The following is an 18,294-nucleotide window of genomic DNA, read 5'->3' on the forward strand; positions in this document are numbered from 1 at the left end:
ATGCAAGAATTATGAGAGAATAACGCGGCTCGTCCAGCGTCATTTCATGATCATGCGGCCATCTCGGCGACGTCGTGCAGCCGTCGCCGCAATTCAAGCGTCAACGCGCCAGGCCGCCCGTCGCCAATCGCCTCGTCGTCGATACGGATCACCGGCGCCACCAGCGTCGTTGCGGCCGTGACAAAGGCCTCGCGCGCCGCCAGCGCTTCTGCGCGGGTAAACGCCCGCTCTTCCACAGGCAGCCCCATCTCCTGGACCAGACGCAGCAGCGTTCCCCGGGTAACCCCGCGCAAGATGCCGCCATCGGCCGGGCGGGTCACCAGCACGCCAGCCTGCGTTATGATCCAGGCGTTGCTGGAGCCGCCCTCGGTGATGAAGCCGTCACGATCGGTCAGCCACGCTTCGCGGGCTCCCCTGAGGCGGGCCGCCTCCTTGGCCAGCACATTGGGCAGCAGCCCGGTCGTCTTGATGTCGACGCGGCCCCAGCGGATGTCCGGCGTCGTGATCACGGCCATGCCCTGCACGGCGCGCGCCTCAGCCGCGGCGCGGTCGATGCTGCGGGCCGTGACAATCAGCGTCGGCTTCGCCGGCGGATCCGGGAACAGAAAATCACGCGGCGCGGCCCCACGCGACACCTGTACGTAGACCATGCCGTCGCGCACGCGATTGCGGCGCGCCGTCTCGCGCATCACCACGGTCAGCGCCCGGCGCCCCATCGGAGCGGCCATCGCCAGTTCGCGCAACGAGCGGTCAAGCCGGTCAAGGTGCGCGGTGAGATCGACCAGCGCCCCGCCGAACACCTCGCACACCTCGTAGACGCTGTCAGCGAACAGCACGGCCCGGTCATCGATCGGGATGGCCGCCCGCTGGCGTGGGCGGAACCGTCCGTTAACCCACGCGACCCGGCTCACGATCCGATGCCCAGCGACTTGAGCTTCCGGTGCAGCGCCGAACGCTCCATGCCGATAAACTCGGCGGTTCGGGAGATATTGCCGGAAAACCGGTTGATCTGGGCGGTGAGATACTCCCGCTCAAAGATCTCGCGCGCCTCTCGCAACGCCAGCCCCATCAGCTTTTCACCACCCGCGCCATTGGGCGTGCTCGGCACCAGCGAGCCGATTTCCGCCGGCAACATGGAGGCGTCCACTTCCGTTCCGGCGTCGCCGCCGGCCAGGATCATCAGACGCTCCACATTGTTGCGGAGCTGGCGCACGTTGCCAGGCCAGTCGTGCGACTGCAGCACCGCCATGGCGTCCTCAGCGATCACACGCTGCGGCAGGCCAGTGGTGACCGAGATCTGCTCCATGAAGAAGCCAATCAGTTCCGGCACGTCCTCGCGCCGCTCGGACAACGACGGCACGCGGATCGGCACCACACCCAACCGGTGGTAGAGATCCTCGCGCAGACGGCCAGCAGCGATTTCCGCATTGAGATCGCGGCTGGACGAGGAGATGATCCGCACATCGACGTTGACCCGGGTGGAGCCGCCGACGCGCTGGAAATTCTGGTCCACCAGAACCCGCAGGATGCGCCCCTGCGTCTCCATCGGCATGTCGGCGATCTCGTCGAAATACAACGTGCCGCCGTGCGCCTCTTCCAGGGCGCCGACGCGGCGCCCGCGCCCGTCCTGCCCCTCGACGCCGAACAGTTCGCTTTCCATGTTCTCGGGCGTGATGGTGGCGGAGTTCACCACCACGAACGGCCCGGAGGCGCGACCGGAAAGCTGGTGCAGGGTGCGGGCCGCCAACTCCTTGCCAACGCCCGGCGCGCCAAGAATCATGACGCGGGCATTGGTGGGCGCAACCCGCTCAACCACCTGGCGCAAATGGTTCACCGGCGCCGACTTGCCGACGATCCGGCTGGCCTGCACCGAATGAGAGCGCAGTTCCTTCACCTCGCGCTTCAGCCGCGAGGCTTCCAGCGCGCGGTCGGCGACGAGGATCAGGCGATCCGCCTTGAAAGGCTTTTCAATGAAATCATAGGCGCCGCGCTTGATGGCGGTGACGGCGGTTTCGATATTGCCATGGCCGGAGATCATCACCACCGGCAATTCAGGGTGCTGCTCCTTGATGATGTCGAGCAGTTGCAGGCCATCAAGGCGGCTGCCCTGAATCCAGATATCCAGAAACACCAGCGAGGGACGGCGCGCCTCAAGCAGCGCCAGCGCCTCATCGGAATTCGCCGCCGTGCGGCAACGATAACCTTCGTCCTCCAGAAGGCCCGCCACCAGATCGCGGATATCGCCTTCATCGTCTACGACGAGAATGTCGGCGCTCATATTGTCTGGCTCCCTGTTTGTGCTTTCTCACTGGCGCGGGCGCCGGTCCCCTCGAACGGGAACCACAACCGCACGCGGGCGCCGTGGCCGCCTTCGGCGACCGCGGGAGCGTCGAGCAGCTCGAGCCCGCCGCCATGCTCTTCAAAGATCTTCAGGACGATAGGCAGGCCGAGGCCCGTGCCGCCCTCGCGCGACGTCTGATATGGCTCAAGCAGCCGGTTGCGGTGCTCCCGGGGGAAGCCCACGCCATTGTCCGTAACGTCGATCACGATCTTTCCTCCCTCCTCGCGCAGGGAAACTTCGACCTTGCCGGCCGCCCGGTCATCGGGATCGGCCATGCCCTTGATGCCTTCCGTAGCGTTCTTGACGATGTTCTGCACCGCCTGCGAGACAAGCCGCCGATCATAGCGCACCCTGAGCGCTCCCGGCGGCATGTCCTCGACGAACTTGATGTCCGGATTGCCCACCCGCATGAGAAACACGACCTCGCGGATGGTCGATGCGATGTCGTCCTCATCAATCGTCGGAGCCGGCATACGGGCGAATGACGAAAATTCATCAACCATCTGCTTCAGGTCATCGACCTGACGAATGATCGTCGCCGTGCACTGATCGAAAACTTCGCGATCATTCACGATCACCTTGCCATACTTCCGGCGAATACGCTCTGCCGAAAGCTGAATCGGCGTCAGCGGGTTCTTGATCTCGTGGGCGATGCGTCGCGCCACGTCAGCCCAGGCGGAGGTGCGCTGGGCATTGACCAGATCGGTGATGTCATCGAGCGTCACCACGACGCCGCCGCTGCTGATGTCGCCCTGCTCGGACGTCACGCGCACGTTCAGCATGCGCTCGCGCTGGTCGCGGTCGATGGCGATCTGGCGCTGGACCAACCTGCGCCCTTCGCCCACTTCCTGCAACAAACCGCTCGCCTCGGGCAGAACCTCACGGATCGGCTGGCCGATCAGCTCGCCGGCTCCGGCGCGCAGCAGCGCTTCCGCAGACGGATTGACGATGGTGATAATGCCGGCGGCGTCGACGCCGACCACGCCAGGGGACACGCCCGCCAGCACCGCCTCCATGAAGCGGCGGCGACGGTCCATCACCTCGGTGGCGGAAACCAGCCCATCGTGCTGACGGCGCAACTGCCCCGTCATCTTGTTGAAGGTCTCGCCAAGGTGTCCAAGATCGTCGCCGGACTTCTGCGCCGGCACCTGGACATAATAATTGCCGCTCGCCACCTGGTCCGCGGCGTGGATCAGCCGACGCACCGGCGTCACCAGCCGGTTGGCGAAGCTCATGCCGAACCACAGGGCCGACAGCAACACGATCAGCGCCACCAGCGCGAACATCGAGGCGAAGGCAATCTGGATGCCGAGTTTCTTTTCTTCCAGCACCTGATAATAGGCCACCCCCGCCTCGGCCATAGGCAAAAAGGCGACTGCCTTGGGGTCGACAGTGCGGGCGACGAACAGCACCATGCCGTTCAGCTCCGGCACCTTCTGAACCGCGCCAAAGACATTGCGGTTGCCGGGAATCAGACAGGTGGCGTCGCTGTCCGTGGCGTTCTGCAGATCCTCGCGCGTCGGCAGGGGGACGTTGAGAATCTGGCCGCTGTCGAAGCGCTCCACCACCGAACCATCGACCGTCATCAGAATGGTGATCGGGAAACCGAGAAACGCCGAGCGTGACTGCAGGAAATCGTGAAACAGCTTCCGGTCGGCGTCGTAAATCACCCGGGCGCGGTTCAGGTCGCCAGCCATCAAATTGGCCTCGCGCACCACGGTCCGGCACTGGGCGTCGCGATATTCCTTGGCGATCTCAACCGTATTGGACATCAGCGCCTTGATCGAGCTGATGAACCAGGGATCAAGCCCGCGCTCCAGGGTGATCGAGGCGACCACCGCCACGAGAATCACCGGCACGGCGGCGACGAAACAGAACAGGCTGACGATGTGGACATGCAGCCCGGCGCCCGCCGCGCCGCGCCGCCGCGCCCGCCACAGGCTGACGGTCTGCGCCAGCACGACCGCCAGCAACGCCACCACGAGCACCGCGTTGACGCCGAGCATCCACGCCACCACCACATGGGTGGGCAGGATCGGCGTCATGCCCGCCAGCACGAGGAAGGTGGAAAAAGCGCAGGTCAGCGCGCAGACAACAAGGATGACGCCAAGCACGCCGGAGACGCGCTGCCCCGGCTCAGATCCTCGCGAGGCCGCGTCCCGCGCTCCCGAAGCGATGTCAGTATGCGCCGTATTGTCGATGCTCAAGAACGCCCCTTCAGCAACACCCGCACGACCGGCCTGGACAGGCGCGGCGACGCGCCCGCAACTCTTGCGCCGGAAAACAGGACAGACAGATCCATGCCCCGCCCCTACGGCCAGCGGAATCAGCGTGTCGGCACAATCGTCACAGTGTTGTTGAAATACGACATTCTGGAGGCGGCTGGAACCTCTGTCCCGCCTTCTGACAAAAGGTTGACCGCTCGCTGGCGCTGGTCATCGCTGACAGCCCGCGCCGCGCCACAGCCTTGCGTCAGGTCGCGAAAATGCCGGCGCATCCGCTGCCTGCACAGCGCAACGCATGCCCTTGCGGGAAATGCCTTGCGCCGCCTGGGGCCAACCAGCCCCCTGACCAGGACCCAATGCATCATGGGGCTCTGGCGCTACCGCATGCGCGCCGAACGAACGAGTTGCAGGTCCAGATCACGGATTTTCTTGCGCAGGGTATTGCGATTGAGCCCCAGCAACTCCGCGGCCTTGATCTGGTTGCCCCGCGTGGCGGAAAGCGCCGCGCCGATCAGTGGCCCTTCGACCTCGCGAAGAATGCGGTGATAGAGGCCAGGCGGGGGCAGGCCATCGCGGAAACCCGAGAAATAGCTGGCGAGGTGCTGTTCCACCGAGGCTGAAAGATTGTCCCCGCCCGCGGTTGTGACAATGACCGGCGCGGACAGGGCCGGCGCCTGCTGGCGTTGCTGGGCTGGTGCAGCCGCCGTCGCCAGCGTTGGCTCCAGCTCCGCCTGGATAATTGGCGCGGTGATGATGTCCTGGGGGTAAAGGGCCGCCAGACGCCGCACCAGGTTTTCCAGTTCGCGCACGTTTCCAGGCCAGCGATAGCGCTTCAGGCGATCCATGGCCTCGGCGTCGATCTGCTTGCGCGGCAAACCTTCCTTTTCCACCAGCGAGAAGAAGTGCCGCATCAGGTCCGGGATGTCCTCCAGGCGCTCGCGCAGCGGCGGCAGGCGCAACGGCACCACGTTCAGGCGGAAATACAGGTCTTCGCGGAAATGACCGGACTGGATCGACCCGCGCAGATCCTTGTTGGTGGCGGCGACAATGCGGACATTGGCGCGGATCGGCGTGCGGCCGCCGACGGTGGTGTATTCGCCCTGCTGCAGCACCCTGAGCAGACGGGTCTGCGCTTCCATCGGCATGTCGCCGATCTCGTCAAGGAACAGCGTGCCCCCCGCGGCCTGCTCGAACCGGCCAGCGCTACGCTGGGCGGCGCCGGTGAAGGCGCCCTTCTCGTGGCCGAACAGTTCGGCCTCGATCAGGTCGCGCGGGATCGCCGCCATATTGACGGCGACGAACGGGCCGCCCTTGCGCTTGCCATAGTCGTGCAGCGCCCGCGCCACCAGCTCCTTGCCAGTGCCGGATTCGCCGGTGATCATCACGGTCAGGTCAGTGGCCATCAGTCGCGCCAGCACGCGATAGATTTCCTGCATGGCGGCCGAGCGGCCGATCAGCGGGATGTCATCGCCATCCTGGGTCTGCGTCGCCAGCCCCTGGCCGCGCGGCCGCGATATGGCGCGTCCGACGATGGCGACCAGTTCCTTCAGGTCGAAGGGCTTGGGCAAATATTCATAGGCGCCGCGTTCGGAGGCGCGCACCGCCGTCATGAAGGTGTTCTGGGCGCTCATGACGATGATCGGCATGTCCGGCCGCAGCTTCTTGATGCGCGGCAGCACGTCGAGGGCGTTCTCGTCCGGCATCACCACGTCGGTGATGATCAGGTCGCCGTCGCCCTGCTCCACCCAGCGCCACAGGGTCGACGCCTGGCCGGTGGCGCGCACCTCGTAGCCCGCCCGCGTCAGCGCCTGGTTCAGCACGGTCCTGATTGCGGCGTCGTCGTCAGCGAGCAGGATTTGTCCGCGAGCCATTGGGTCAAGCCTCCGTCCCCCGGCCGTCATGGGCCGAGTGCATGGGCATCAGAACGCGAAACACCGTCCTGTGCGCCACCGATTCACATTCAACGACGCCGCCATGGTCGCCGATGATCCGGGCTACCAATGCAAGACCCAGGCCACTTCCCTGCATCTTGGTGGTGACAAAGGGATCGAACAGGTCAGGCAGCATGTCGGGCGGCACGCCCGGGCCATTGTCGGTGACGCAAAACTCCAGCGGCAGACTGGTTTTCTGTCGCGACCCTGGCGTCTGAATGTGAATGCCGGCGCGGAACGCCGTGGTCAGGTTGATTTCGCCATCCTGCGCATCCGGGCCAATGGCCTCGGCGGCGTTCTTGACCAGGTTCAGGAATACCTGGATGAGCTGGTCGCGGTTGGCGTAGACCGGCGGCAGCGATGGATCATAGTGGCAGTTGATGCGGATGTGGCGGGCGAAACCGCTCAGCGCCAGCTTGCGCACGTGATCGAGCACGCCATGGATGTTCACCGGCTCGCGACCAACCGGATGCTCGTCGCTGAAAAATTCCATGCGCTCGACAAGCTTCACGATGCGGTCGGCCTCGTCGCAGATCAGCCGGGTCAGTTCCTGGTCTTCTTCGCTGACGGACTGCTCGAGAAGTTGCGCCGCGCCGCGAATGCCGGAAAGCGGGTTCTTGATTTCATGCGCCAGCATGGATCCCAGCACGCTCATTGAGCGGCCTGCGCTGCGCGTGGTCAGTTGCCTGTCCAGTTTTTCGGCAATTGTCCGCTCCTGCAGCACAATGATGATATTTTCATCATTGTCCGGCATCGGCGCAGCGAAAATATCGCTCACCCGCACGCGGGCTGACCAGGGCCGCTCGACGGCCACGCCATAGCTGTTGACGCTGGTCTTGCGCTGGCGCGCTTCCTCAACAATGGCCAGAACGGGCGAGCCGAACGGGAACACCTGGTTCAACGTGCGCCGCTGCAGCACCGCGCGGCTTTGCTCGAAGAAATCCTCCGCCGCCACATTGACGTAAAGCACGCGGTTGCCCGGGCCGACAGTCATGATCGGCGCCGGCATGACGTTAAGAATGTCCCCCGCATCAGGAACCGCGCCTGTGTCAGGCGCCTCCCTCGGGTCTGGGGTGTTGGCGGCGCCTGACGGTTTGCTCATGCTGCGAAGTCCTGCCGGGCGGGAGCCTGGGGAGCAATGTTTCGGGAGGAACGGTCCGGAATGGCCATCAACATACGCAGCACCTCGTGCGGCTGGCGGGTTGCGGTCAGGGCGGCGCGCAATCCGGCGGGGGCGCCGACGTGCGCCGCGAAGGCGGCCAGGTGCTTGCGCGCGTGGCGCACGCCCACGTCAACGCCATAAAGACCGATCATGCATTCATAATGCTCGCACATGGCGGCGATCTGCCCGGCATGGCCGGGCTCCTGGCGAACTTCGCCGGTCAGGCTGGCGGCGATCTCCCCGACCAGCCACGGCCGCCCCAGCGCCGCGCGACCGACCATCACCGCCTCCGCTCCGGATTGCGCCAGCGCCTCGCGCGCATCGGCGGTGGTGGCGATGTCGCCGTTAACGACCAGCGGCAGGGTGATTGCCTCGCGCACGGCCCGGACCGCGCGCCAGTCTGCGCTGCCTTTGTAAAACTGCTGGCGGGTGCGGCCATGCACCGTCACCATGGCCACGCCAGCCGCCGCCGCCCGCCGCGCCAGTTCCGGCGCATTGCGCGTCGCATCGTCCCAACCAAGCCGCATCTTCAAGGTCACCGGAACCGACACGGCGGCCACGGTCGCCTCCACCAGCGTCAGCGCGTGGTCGAGGTCGCGCATCAGCGCCGAGCCCGATTGCCCCCCGGTAACGCTGCGGGCCGGACACCCCATATTGATGTCGATGATATGGGCCCCAGCCGCCTCGGCGACGCGGGCGCCCTCGCCCATCCAGTGCGCCTCGCAACCGGCGAGTTGCACCACGTGCACGTCGACGCCAGCGCCTTCGGCGCGGGTGGACGCCTCAGCGTCGCCATGGGCGAACGACCGGCAGGCCACCATTTCCGAGACCACCAGCGACGCGCCAAAGCGTCCGGCGAGCCGCCGGAATCCGACGTCAGTGACGCCGGACATGGGCGCCAGCGCCGCGCCGCCGCCGGTTCGCAGTTTATCAATGGCGTGAAAACCACGCCTCGCCTGGTCGTTCATGATGCATGTCTTTTACCGGCGTCGCGCCTTCAGCGCCAGAGCCGGCTTTGGGAAACCGAATCCGGCCATGCTCCGGTCTTTCTGGCCTGCCTTGCCGGGCGGCCATGCCCGCATCCAGCGCCCGCGGAAGGCGCCATGGCATTTCCCCTCCGCCACAAGATGCACTAAAGGGGCGCCTGAGGGTTGGAGCCATTCATGACAGGTCACCACGCAGCAACTCCCCAGCAGGCGTGCAACGGGACAGATACGGGCGCGGATCAGGGCGCCACGGACGCCATCATCGTCGCCGCCGGACGCGGCGAGCGGGCCGGCGCCGGCGCGCCCAAGCAATATCGCGATCTCGACGGCGAGCCGGTGTTGTTGCGTAGTTTGCGCGGCTTTCTCACGCTCCCGGACATTCGCCGCGTTGTCGTTGTCGTGCGGGCGGAAGACCGTGGCCTGTTTGACGCCGCCGTAGCCGGCCTCGGCGCGGAGTACTCTGGCCGGTTGATGTCGGTGGATGGCGGCGCCACCCGCCAGGCCTCCGTGCGTCATGGTCTCGAAGCGCTTGCCTCCATGGCGTCGCCGCCGGCCCAGGTGCTGATTCACGACGCCGCCCGCCCCTGGGCCAGCGCCGCCCTGATCCTGCGCGCCATCGCCGCCGCCAGGACTCACGGCGCCGCCGTGCCGGGGCTCGCGGTATCGGACACCATCAAATCGGTCGACGCCTGCGGTCAGGTCACCGCCACCCTGCCGCGCCCCGCGCTGCGCGCCATCCAGACGCCACAGGCCTTCCGCTTCGCCGCCATTGTCGACGCCCACCGGCGCGCCGTCGGCGAACCCGCGGAATTCACCGACGACGCGGCGATCGCTGAATGGGCCGGCTTGCCTGTTCACGTGTTCGAGGGCGAGGCCGCCAACAGCAAGATCACGCATCCGCATGATTTCCAGACGCCACACTGTCAGCCCCCAGCCGCCAACCTGATCAGCCGCACCGGCATCGGCTACGACGTGCATGCCTTCGCGCCCGGCGACCACATCTGGCTCGGCGGCGTGCGCATCGCCAGCGACCTTGCCGTCACGGCCCATTCTGACGGCGACGTGGTTTTGCACGCCCTGACCGACGCCCTGCTGGGAACCATCGGCGACGGCGACATTGGAACCCACTTTCCGCCCAGCGATCCGCAATGGGCGGGCGCCGCTTCTGACCGGTTTCTTGCCCATGCGGTGCAACAGGTGCGGGCGCGCGGCGGCGTTATTGATCACCTCGACGTGGTGATCATTTGCGAATACCCGAAAATCGGCCCGCACCGCACCGCCATCCGCACCCGGATTGCGGAAATTGTCGGGGTCAGCGAAACTGCCGTCTCGATCAAGGCGACGACCTCCGAGCGGCTGGGCTTCACCGGCCGCCGCGAAGGCATCGCCGCCCAGGCCGTCGCCAGCGTTCGGGCGCCGGCCTGACGCGGCCCTCAGGCAACGCCGGGGGCGTCGCACCAACCACATGATCCAGTCTACAGGAAGCGCTCATGATCATCTCGCCGGATATTGAACGGCAGGCGGAAGATTTGCTGGCTTTCTACCGCCGCTACCGGCTGACGCTCGCCACGGTCGAATCCTGCACCGGCGGCATGGTCGCCGCCGCCCTCACCGGCATACCTGGCGCGTCTGACGTTATCGATCGCGGCTACGTCACCTATTCAAACCGCGCCAAGCACGAGATGGTCGGCGTGCCGAAGGAGTTGCTGGAGCGCTTCGGCGCCGTCAGCGAGCAGGCGGCCCGGGCCATGGCCATCGGCGCCCTGTCGCGCTGCCCCGCCAACGTCACCGTCGCCATCACCGGCATTGCTGGCCCTGGCGGCGGCAGCGAAGAAAAGCCAGTCGGCCTGGTGCATTTCGCCGCCGCCCGCGAAGGTCGCGAGACCCTGCACGTGGAGCGGCGGTTCGGAGAAATTGGCCGCGCGGCGATCCGCTCGGAATCGGTGTTGCAGGCCCTCGAACTGCTTCGCCAGATGGCGGAAGAGTAAGAGCCAGGTTGGGCCTCGCCGGCTGATCGACCTGTCCGGATGGCCTCCGGCCGCGACCTCACGCACGACAGACGGTCCGACGTTCTGGCCGCCTGCAGATCCGCCTGCCATCACGTTTCCGTAGCGCCCGCGGCCACTCGCGGACAGCGCGTGCCGTCGCCGTGCTCCTGGCCGAACGTGGTCGCGGCGGCGTCAACCGGATATGCCGGCCGACGTTTGCAATGAATGGCCCCGCCAACTCGCGAAGATGGCGGCGCAACCGCTGTTCGCGAAGCCCAGATCAGCGTAACGCCTTTCCTTGCCGCGTTGCGTTGCCCCGGCTTATCGCAAGCCAATGAGCCCGGCTTCCCGGGCGTCTGGCGTCAGTGCGCGTCCACCTGGACTCCGGCGTCCGGCTTGCTGATGAACGGCGTCAGGAAAATCAGCGCGACGAACAGGAAGCTCAGCAGGTAGAACACGTCGGCGAAAGCCATCACCGTCGCCTCGCGCCGCACCATTTGCGCCATCTGTTTCAGCGCCGCCATTTCCGCGTCGGATCCCCGCGCCGCCAGCACGCCCGTCAGGGCGGAAAGCCGCTCCAGCGCCACGTCGCGCGACCACGTCACCTGTTCGGCAAGGCGTTGCAGGTGCAGGTCCATGCGGTTGTTGAGCATGGTGTTGATCAGGGCCAGGCCCACGGCGCCGCCGAGATTGCGGGTGAGGTTGAACAGGCCGGAGGCGTTCTTCACCTCGTCAGGCGGCATTGTGCCCAGGGCGATGTTATTGACCGGCACCATGCAGGCCATGATGCCGACGCCGCGCAGGATCTGCGGAATGAACAACTCCCAGAAATCCCAGTCGGCGGTGATGCCTGTCACCATCCAGGTGCCCAGCGCGAAAGCGCCGAAACCGATGCCGATCAGCACCCGCTGGTCCATGACCGCCGAGAGCCTGCCGATGAACGGCGCCGAGAGAAACATCGCCGCGCCGGTGACGAACATGGTTTCGCCGATCTGCAACGGCGAATAGCCACGGATGCGGGCCAGATAGATGGGATAGAGATAGGTCAGCCCGTAAAGACCGATGCCCATGACGAAGCTGAACAGCGACCCGGCGGCGAAATTGCGGTTGCCAAAGGCGCGCAGATTGACGACCGGCTCATCCACTGTGAGCGCCCGCCAGAAAAACAGCCCTGAGGCGACGATGGCGACGACCGTAAAGATGACGATATATTCGTCTGAATACCAGTCCTTTAGCGGACCTTCCTCAAGTACGAATTCAAGGCTGCCGAGGAACAGGGCCATGGTAATCAGCCCCATCCAGTCGAACCGGCGCAGCAGCGCGAAGTCCGGTTCGTCGAAGTCGATCAGAGTGAACGACAGGAGGGTGACGGCCACGCCGGGCACGATGTTGATCAAAAACAGCCAGTGCCAGGAGAAAATATCGGTGAGGTAACCGCCGATGGTGGGGCCAATGGTCGGCGCCATCGTGGCCACCAGGCCGATGATCGGCGAGACGATCGGGCGCTTGTCCGGCGGGAACACCGTAAACGCCGCCGCGAACACGGTGGGGATCATGCCGCCGCCGATGAAGCCCTGCAGGGCCCGGTAAACGATCATCTGCTCGATCGACGTGGCCGTGGCGCACATCAGGCTCATGAACGTGAAGCCGGCGGCGGAAATGGTGAAAAGAATGCGCGTCGACAATGCCCGCGACAGGTAGCCTGACAGCGGAATCATGATCACTTCGGCGATCAGGTAGCTGGTCTGGACCCAGGGGATCTGGTCGGCGCTGGCGCTGAGGCCAGCCTGGATCTGCGGCAGCGACGCGGAGACGATCTGGATGTCCAGAATCGCCATGAACATGCCGAAGACCATCGCGATGAAGGCGATGAACCGGCGCTTGTCGAGTGGCGCTGCGGCCGGCGTCGCCGGAACGGCGCCGGCGACCCCGGATGCGGTGGCGGCGGCTGTCATGACCGTGGTCCCCTGACCGTCCGGGCCGGGATCACCCCCGAACCAGGCCGGCGCGTCGTCTTCGCGCTGCTGCGCTTTTTTCAAACAGCCGGAACGCGCGACGCCTCAGTCGGCTGCCCCGCGGCCGGCTCCCGCCTGATCAGTGAGCTTTCGCCTGCGCTTGCGGCCCGGTGCGGGCGTCCACCGTCGCGACCACCGAGAGCCCCGGCCGCAACACATGCTCGGCGGCTTCCTTCCGGTCGATGGAGAGTCGCACCGGCATCCGCTGCACGATCTTGGTGAAGTTGCCAGTGGCGTTGTCCGGCGGCAGCAGGCTGAACAGCGCGCCTGAAGCTGGCGAGAGGCTCTCCACAGTCGCGGTGAAATGCCGGTCCGGGTAAGCATCGACGGTGATTTCCACCTTCTGTCCCGGCTTCAGCCTGGCGATCTGCGTTTCCTTGAAATTGGCGTCGATATAGACCTCATCGAGCGGCACCAGCGCGGCGAGGCGCTGGCCCGGCTGTACGTACTGTCCGGTCTGCACCGCCTTGTTGCCAACCACGCCGTTGATGGGCGAGCGCACCTCGGTGAAGGACAGGTCGCGTTCGGCCTTGCTGGTGACGGTGCGGTATTCGTTGAGCACCGCTTCGGCCTCGCCCTTCTGGGCGATCAGTACGGCGACATTGGCGTTGGCGGATTCGAGCGCCGCCTTCGCCCCCATCAGGGAACTGTCGGCCCGGGCCCGGTCGGCGCGCGCCAGCTCCAGCTTTTGCTGGCTGGCGAAATCACGCTGGGCCAGTTTGTTCTGACGCTCCAGTTCAGCGCGCGTGCGGGTGACGTCGGCCTCGGCTGCCGGAATTTGCGCCTGGGCCTGGGAGACGGCGGCGCGGGCGGCGTCGATCTGGTGCGAGATGCGATCAAGCGCCGCAAGCTGGGTCTTTTCCTTGCCGCGCGCCGAGTCGAGCGCCAGGCGATAGTCGCCGGCGTCGATGCGGGCGATAACGTCGCCCACCTTCACGTCCTGGTTGTTGTCCACCAGAACCTCGGTCACATAGCCGGAGACCTTGGCGGCCAGCAGGGTGATGTCGGCGCGCACGTAGGCGTCGTCGGTCGAGACCATGAACCGGCCGGTGATCCACCAATAGGCGCCCGCCCAGACGATGCCTGCCGCGATCACAGCTCCCAGACCGCCGAGAATGACCTTCTTCCGGCTCCGGCGCAGCTGCGTCGTCGCATGATCGGCCGTCCCGCTTCCGGACGCAGCGTCCTGGCGTTGGCTTGCCAGAGCGCCGCCGCCCATACCGCCCGCATTGTCCTGCCTGCTCATCAACAACATCTCCAGGCGCGCTTCCGCCATCTGGCGCCTTGTCCCGTCAGAGAACAGTTGATTATTTTGACCGAACCGTTCAGTCAATGGATGAAACGGATAACGGGTCCGAACCCACAACAGTTCCGGGGGCCGCCAAACTTCCGCAAGGGCATGGCGGCCCGCCAATTAAGGTATGCAAAGAATGACTTCGCCTGCATCCAGGCATGCATTGCAGGAAATCCAGCCCCGCACTGGCGACGCGGCGACGCAGGCGCCTCCGGATGGCAAGCGCGACCAGATCCTGGCCGGCGCGCGTCAGGTTTTCCGCTCCCAGGGGTTCGACGCCGCCAGCATGGACGGCGTCGCCAGGGCGGCTGGCGTGTCGAAAGGCACCCTCTATGTCTATTTCACCAGCAAGGAAGGGCTGTTCGCTGACCTGATGCGGGCGGATCTTCAGGCGGCGGCCGAGCAACAGGCCATACTGGACCGCAACAATCCCGACGTGCGGGCGGTGATGCACGCCTATGGCGTCAGCTTTGTCCGCCGCATGCTGGAGCCTGAGCACATCGCCATGGTGCGGATGGTGATCGCCGCGTCAATCAAGCTGCCGGCGCTCGGCCAGATTTTCTATGAAGCTGGCCCGGAGCACGGCGTCAATCATCTGTCCGGCTATCTCATCGAGTGCACGATGCGGGGACAGCTCGATATCGCCGACGCGCCTCTCGCCGCCGCCCAGTTCTATGAGCTGTGCCAGGGCTCCATCGTCAAACCGCTGTTCTTTGGCGCGCCGTCCGACACATCCGAGGCGTCCATCCAGAGGACCGTCGCCTCGGCGCTCGACATGTTCATGGGACGTTACAGCCCGCGAGGCCCCTGAATCCGGGCCGCGGAGTTACCTGTCCGCCTCAGTGGTTCTGGCGCCAAACAGGATCTTCTGCGCCATTGGGTCGTTGGCCAGGTTGATTTTGTCGCGGTCGCCAGCCCGCACCGCAAGGCCGCGCTGCACCCCTGGCCGGGCCTCCATCTGCTTCAACCAGCGCTGGACATGCGCAAACGCCGCAATGTCCTGCCCCTGCCGCTCCCAAAGGCGGGCCCAGCCATACGTCGCCATGTCAGCGATGGAATAGACGTCGGCCAGCCACTCCCGCTCCGCCAGCCGCCGGTCCATCACCCCATACAGGCGGCCGACTTCACTGGTATAGCGGTCGATGGCGTAAGGCAGTTTCTCGGGCGCATAGATGCGGAAATGGTGCGCCTGCCCGGCCATGGGACCAAGCCCCGCCACCTGCCAGAACAGCCACTCGTCGACAGCGACCCGCTGACGCTCGTCCGTGGGATAAAACTGTCCGGTCTTGCGGCCGAGGTATTGCAGGATGGCCCCGGATTCGAAAACGGAGATCGGCGCGCCGCCCGGCCCGTCAGGATCGATGATCGCCGGCATGCGGTTGTTGGGGGAAATGGCCAGAAACTCCGGCCTGAACTGCTCGCCCTTGGCGATGTTCACGGGCCGGACCACATAAGGAAGCCCGCATTCCTCCAGCATGATCGAGATTTTCCAGCCATTGGGCGTTGGCCAGTAAAACAGTTCGATCGGCCCGGTCGGGGCTTCCGCCATCAATCACCCTCCCGCAACCAACGCTCCGCCAGCAACCGGTGGCTCACGTCTGCCTGCCCGCGGCACCTGACAGTTTCCATTATTCTTCTGCTGTCACAGGTCCGCCGGCTACTTGCCGCCAGCATAGCCAGATCGCCGCGCTGAAAGCAATTGGCGCCGGAACTGAAGATCACGGGAGACTGTAGCGGGCGAGGTCTTGCAACGTCGCCCACCACGATTGTGGAAGCTCAGAGGCCCAGCCTGGCCTTCACCAGGTCATTCACCGCCTGCGGATTGGCCTTGCCGCCGGTCGCCTTCATGACCTGGCCGACAAACCAGCCAGCCAGGGTTGGCTTGGCCTGAGCCTGGGCGACCTTGTCGGGGTTGGCGGCGATGATTTCGTCAACAGCCTTTTCAATCGCCCCGGTGTCGGTCACCTGCTTCATGCCGCGCGCTTCGACGATGGCGCGCGGATCGCCGCCCTGTTCCTCGGTCATGATCGCCAGAACGTCCTTGGCGATCTTGCCGGAAATGACCCCCTCGCCGATCAGGTCGACGATGCCCGCCACCTGCTCCGGGGTGATGAAGGTCTGCGACACCGCTTTGCCGACGGAATTGGCGTAGGCGGAAATGTCGCCCATGATCCAGTTGGCCACGGCCTTGGCGTCGCGCTTTGCACCGCCGACGTTCAGCGCCGCCTCGAAGTAATCGGCCGTGTCCTTGTCCGCCACCAGCAGGCCGGCGTCATAGGCTGGCAGGCCGAGCGCGTTGATGAAACGCGCCTTCTTCTCGTCTGGCAGTTCCGGCAGATGCGCGGCAAGCCCGTCGACGAACGGCTGGTCGAACTCCAGCGGCAGCAGGTCCGGATCAGGGAAATACCGGTAATCGTGCGCTTCTTCCTTGGAGCGCATCGAGCGGGTCTCGCCCTTGCCCGGGTCGAACAGACGGGTCTCCTGGTCGATGACGCCGCCATCTTCGATGACGCCGATCTGGCGGCGGGCCTCATATTCGATGGCCTGGCCGATAAACCGGATGGAATTGACGTTCTTGATCTCGCAGCGCGTGCCGAGCCCCTCGCCGGGACGACGCACCGAGACATTGACGTCGGCGCGCAACGAGCCCTTCTCCATGTCGCCGTCGCAGGTGCCAAGATAGCGCAGGATCGAGCGCAGCTTGGTCACATAGGCCTTGGCCTCTTCCGAACTGCGCAGGTCTGGCTTCGAGACGATCTCCATCAGCGCGACGCCCGAACGGTTCAGGTCGACGAAGCTCATCGCCGGGTGCTGGTCGTGCAGCAACTTGCCGGCGTCCTGTTCGAGATGCAGGCGCTCGATGCCGACCGCGACCTGGGCGCCGTTCTCAAGATCGATGGTCAGCACGCCCTCGCCGACGATCGGATCCTTGAACTGGCTGATCTGATAGCCTTGCGGCAGGTCCGGGTAGAAGTAGTTCTTGCGGTCGAACACCGAGCGCAGGTTGATCTGCGCCTTCAGGCCAAGACCGGTGCGGACCGCCTGGCGCACGCACTCCTCATTGATCACCGGCAGCATGCCTGGCATGGCCGCGTCCACCAGCGACACGTGGTCATTGGGATCGCCACCGAATTCGGTCGAGGCGCCGGAGAACAGCTTGGCGTTGGAGGACACCTGGGCGTGCACCTCCATGCCGATCACCACTTCCCAGTCGCCGGTGGCGCCCTTGATCAGTTTTGGCATGCGCACGGGAGCATTCATCAGGTCATCCTTCCGGCGGTCTCTCGCCGCCTCACATCCAGATATGCGGGGGCTCAGGCCGCCTCGCCGAAATAGGTGCATTTCTCGCCATTGGAGTCACGATGGACCGTCACCGCCGCGAGGCCGGGACAGGCGGGATGCAGCTTGCGCCAGATCCACAGGGCGAGATTCTCCATGGTGGCCGGTCCCAGGTCCGGCACCTCGTCAAGAAAGCGGTGATCCAGCCCGTCGCGCGCCGTTTCCATGGCCCGCTCGAACAGGGTGAGATCGATGAGCATTCCGGTTTCCGGATCAGGGCGACCGCGCACCGTCACCTCGGCCCGGTAGGAGTGGCCGTGAATGCGCCTGCTGCTCTCCACCTCCAGCGTTTCCGCCGCCCGGTGAAGGGTGTGGGCCGCCTCAAAGCGGAACTGTTTCGACAGCTCGAACATCACGGAATACCGATTACCTTATGGGTCTGCACGCTCAGCCGCCACTGCGGGTGGTCCATGCACCACTGAACTGCGGCGGCGGTGTTGGCGATCCGGTCGGGACCGTCCATCGGTTGCAGAAAAAAGTGAGCGAAATCAAGATCAGACACCGCATCCGGCATCAACGTCGGCTGCGGAAACACCAGTTTCAGTTCATGACCGCGCCGCTGCACGAGATCCGCGCCGGCTTTCGGGCTGACGCAGATCCAGTCCAGGCCTTCCGGCGCGGCGATGGTGCCATTGGTCTCCACCGCGCAGCGGAAACCACGGCGATGCGCCTCGGCCAGAACTGGCGCGTCCAGTTGCAGCAGCGGCTCGCCGCCGGTGAAGACGATCAGCCGGTTGACGCGGCCGGGGCCCCAGGCCGCCTCAATGGCGTCCAGCAGCGCGGCCGGGTCGACGAACCGCCCGCCGCCCTCTCCGTCCATGCCGACGAAGTCCGTATCGCAAAACTGGCAGACCGCCTTGTGACGGTCCTCCTCACGGCCGCTCCAGAGGTTGCAGCCGGCGAAACGGCAAAACACGGCGGCGCTGCCCGCCTGGCCGCCTTCGCCCTGCAATGTCTTGAAGATCTCCTTGACCGCATAGGTCATGGCCATGCTCCAGTCCCGCCAGGTCGCC

15 protein-coding genes are annotated in these 18,294 nt (G+C 65.5%); 3 read left to right on the top strand and 12 right to left on the bottom strand.

The annotated features are described in order from the left end of the window. Window positions 1-50: 50 nt before the first annotated feature. From IE243_RS08890 to dusB, 6 genes are all read right to left on the bottom strand, one after another. Window positions 51-911 carry a D-amino-acid transaminase gene (locus tag IE243_RS08890; protein ID WP_191319000.1) on the bottom strand — a complete coding sequence of 287 codons (861 nt, stop codon included), beginning with the start codon at window positions 909-911 and terminating at the stop codon, window positions 51-53. Continuing rightward, complete coding sequence (gene ntrX, locus IE243_RS08895) at window positions 908-2,278, bottom strand: nitrogen assimilation response regulator NtrX (protein WP_191319001.1); 1,371 nt, start codon at window positions 2,276-2,278, stop codon at window positions 908-910. Before ntrX ends, IE243_RS08890 begins: the two co-directional genes overlap by 4 nt. After that, window positions 2,275-4,548 (bottom strand): sensor histidine kinase NtrY-like, encoded by a 2,274-nt coding sequence (locus IE243_RS08900; protein WP_244642995.1) that lies wholly within the window; start codon window positions 4,546-4,548, stop codon window positions 2,275-2,277. The genes ntrX and IE243_RS08900 overlap by 4 nt, the downstream gene beginning before the upstream one ends. 395 nt (window positions 4,549-4,943) lie before the next feature. Next, window positions 4,944-6,437, bottom strand: a complete 1,494-nt coding sequence (gene ntrC / locus IE243_RS08905; protein ID WP_191319002.1) for a nitrogen regulation protein NR(I) — start codon at window positions 6,435-6,437, stop codon at window positions 4,944-4,946. Window positions 6,438-6,441: 4 nt separating this feature from the next. After that, on the bottom strand, window positions 6,442-7,599 hold the full coding sequence (locus IE243_RS08910; RefSeq protein WP_191319003.1) for a two-component system sensor histidine kinase NtrB: 1,158 nt from the start codon (window positions 7,597-7,599) through the stop codon (window positions 6,442-6,444). Next, complete coding sequence (dusB, locus tag IE243_RS08915; RefSeq protein WP_191319004.1) at window positions 7,596-8,627, bottom strand: tRNA dihydrouridine synthase DusB; 1,032 nt, start codon at window positions 8,625-8,627, stop codon at window positions 7,596-7,598. Before dusB ends, IE243_RS08910 begins: the two co-directional genes overlap by 4 nt. 195 nt (window positions 8,628-8,822) lie before the next feature. Between dusB and IE243_RS08920 the strand changes: the two genes are divergently transcribed. Beyond that, window positions 8,823-10,070 carry a bifunctional 2-C-methyl-D-erythritol 4-phosphate cytidylyltransferase/2-C-methyl-D-erythritol 2,4-cyclodiphosphate synthase gene (locus IE243_RS08920; RefSeq protein ID WP_191319005.1) on the top strand — a complete coding sequence of 416 codons (1,248 nt, stop codon included), beginning with the start codon at window positions 8,823-8,825 and terminating at the stop codon, window positions 10,068-10,070. 65 nt (window positions 10,071-10,135) lie between these two features. Continuing rightward, entirely contained in the window at window positions 10,136-10,633 is a 498-nt protein-coding gene (locus tag IE243_RS08925) for a CinA family protein (protein ID WP_191319006.1), read from the top strand. Between the two features lie 362 nt (window positions 10,634-10,995). Here IE243_RS08925 and IE243_RS08930 read toward each other — a convergent pair whose 3' ends face one another. Together IE243_RS08930 and IE243_RS08935 are read right to left on the bottom strand one after the other, a co-directional pair. Beyond that, window positions 10,996-12,588 carry a DHA2 family efflux MFS transporter permease subunit gene (locus IE243_RS08930; protein WP_191319007.1) on the bottom strand — a complete coding sequence of 531 codons (1,593 nt, stop codon included), beginning with the start codon at window positions 12,586-12,588 and terminating at the stop codon, window positions 10,996-10,998. A 139-nt stretch (window positions 12,589-12,727) separates the two neighbouring features. After that, entirely contained in the window at window positions 12,728-13,894 is a 1,167-nt protein-coding gene (locus IE243_RS08935) for an HlyD family secretion protein (protein WP_244642996.1), read from the bottom strand. Between the two features lie 184 nt (window positions 13,895-14,078). Between IE243_RS08935 and IE243_RS08940 the strand changes: the two genes are divergently transcribed. Continuing rightward, window positions 14,079-14,753, top strand: a complete 675-nt coding sequence (locus IE243_RS08940) for a TetR/AcrR family transcriptional regulator (protein ID WP_191319008.1) — start codon at window positions 14,079-14,081, stop codon at window positions 14,751-14,753. A gap of 15 nt (window positions 14,754-14,768) precedes the next feature. On the opposite strand, the gene IE243_RS08945 is transcribed toward IE243_RS08940, so the two are convergent. The 4 genes from IE243_RS08945 to queE all read right to left on the bottom strand — a co-directional run bounded on the left by IE243_RS08945 (window position 14,769) and on the right by queE (window position 18,266). Next, window positions 14,769-15,491, bottom strand: a complete 723-nt coding sequence (locus IE243_RS08945) for a glutathione S-transferase N-terminal domain-containing protein (RefSeq protein ID WP_191319009.1) — start codon at window positions 15,489-15,491, stop codon at window positions 14,769-14,771. Window positions 15,492-15,718: 227 nt separating this feature from the next. Further along, a complete protein-coding gene (gene gatB / locus IE243_RS08950) occupies window positions 15,719-17,203 on the bottom strand; it encodes an Asp-tRNA(Asn)/Glu-tRNA(Gln) amidotransferase subunit GatB (RefSeq protein WP_191319010.1) in 1,485 nt (494 codons plus the stop codon). Window positions 17,204-17,256: 53 nt separating this feature from the next. After that, a complete protein-coding gene (locus IE243_RS08955; protein WP_191319059.1) occupies window positions 17,257-17,634 on the bottom strand; it encodes a 6-pyruvoyl trahydropterin synthase family protein in 378 nt (125 codons plus the stop codon). Further along, window positions 17,634-18,266 carry a 7-carboxy-7-deazaguanine synthase gene (gene queE, locus IE243_RS08960; RefSeq protein WP_191319011.1) on the bottom strand — a complete coding sequence of 211 codons (633 nt, stop codon included), beginning with the start codon at window positions 18,264-18,266 and terminating at the stop codon, window positions 17,634-17,636. Before queE ends, IE243_RS08955 begins: the two co-directional genes overlap by 1 nt. Window positions 18,267-18,294 lie beyond the last annotated feature (28 nt).

The organism is Camelimonas fluminis (genome assembly GCF_014656355.1).
Lineage (GTDB): Bacteria > Pseudomonadota > Alphaproteobacteria > Rhizobiales > Beijerinckiaceae > Camelimonas > Camelimonas fluminis.

What these genes read in the sequence shown, in the direction of transcription:
- ntrX (WP_191319001.1), bottom strand. Translation starts at nt 2,278, where the DNA reads ATGAGCGCCGACATTCTCGTCGTAGACGATGAAGGCGATATCCGCGAT.
- ntrC (WP_191319002.1), bottom strand. Translation starts at nt 6,437, where the DNA reads ATGGCTCGCGGACAAATCCTGCTCGCTGACGACGACGCCGCAATCAGG.
- IE243_RS08910 (WP_191319003.1), bottom strand. Translation starts at nt 7,599, where the DNA reads ATGAGCAAACCGTCAGGCGCCGCCAACACCCCAGACCCGAGGGAGGCG.
- dusB (WP_191319004.1), bottom strand. Translation starts at nt 8,627, where the DNA reads ATGAACGACCAGGCGAGGCGTGGTTTTCACGCCATTGATAAACTGCGA.
- IE243_RS08920 (WP_191319005.1), top strand. Translation starts at nt 8,823, where the DNA reads ATGACAGGTCACCACGCAGCAACTCCCCAGCAGGCGTGCAACGGGACA.
- IE243_RS08925 (WP_191319006.1), top strand. Translation starts at nt 10,136, where the DNA reads ATGATCATCTCGCCGGATATTGAACGGCAGGCGGAAGATTTGCTGGCT.
- IE243_RS08930 (WP_191319007.1), bottom strand. Translation starts at nt 12,588, where the DNA reads ATGACAGCCGCCGCCACCGCATCCGGGGTCGCCGGCGCCGTTCCGGCG.
- IE243_RS08935 (WP_244642996.1), bottom strand. Translation starts at nt 13,894, where the DNA reads ATGAGCAGGCAGGACAATGCGGGCGGTATGGGCGGCGGCGCTCTGGCA.
- IE243_RS08940 (WP_191319008.1), top strand. Translation starts at nt 14,079, where the DNA reads ATGACTTCGCCTGCATCCAGGCATGCATTGCAGGAAATCCAGCCCCGC.
- IE243_RS08945 (WP_191319009.1), bottom strand. Translation starts at nt 15,491, where the DNA reads ATGGCGGAAGCCCCGACCGGGCCGATCGAACTGTTTTACTGGCCAACG.
- gatB (WP_191319010.1), bottom strand. Translation starts at nt 17,203, where the DNA reads ATGAATGCTCCCGTGCGCATGCCAAAACTGATCAAGGGCGCCACCGGC.
- IE243_RS08955 (WP_191319059.1), bottom strand. Translation starts at nt 17,634, where the DNA reads ATGTTCGAGCTGTCGAAACAGTTCCGCTTTGAGGCGGCCCACACCCTT.
- queE (WP_191319011.1), bottom strand. Translation starts at nt 18,266, where the DNA reads ATGACCTATGCGGTCAAGGAGATCTTCAAGACATTGCAGGGCGAAGGC.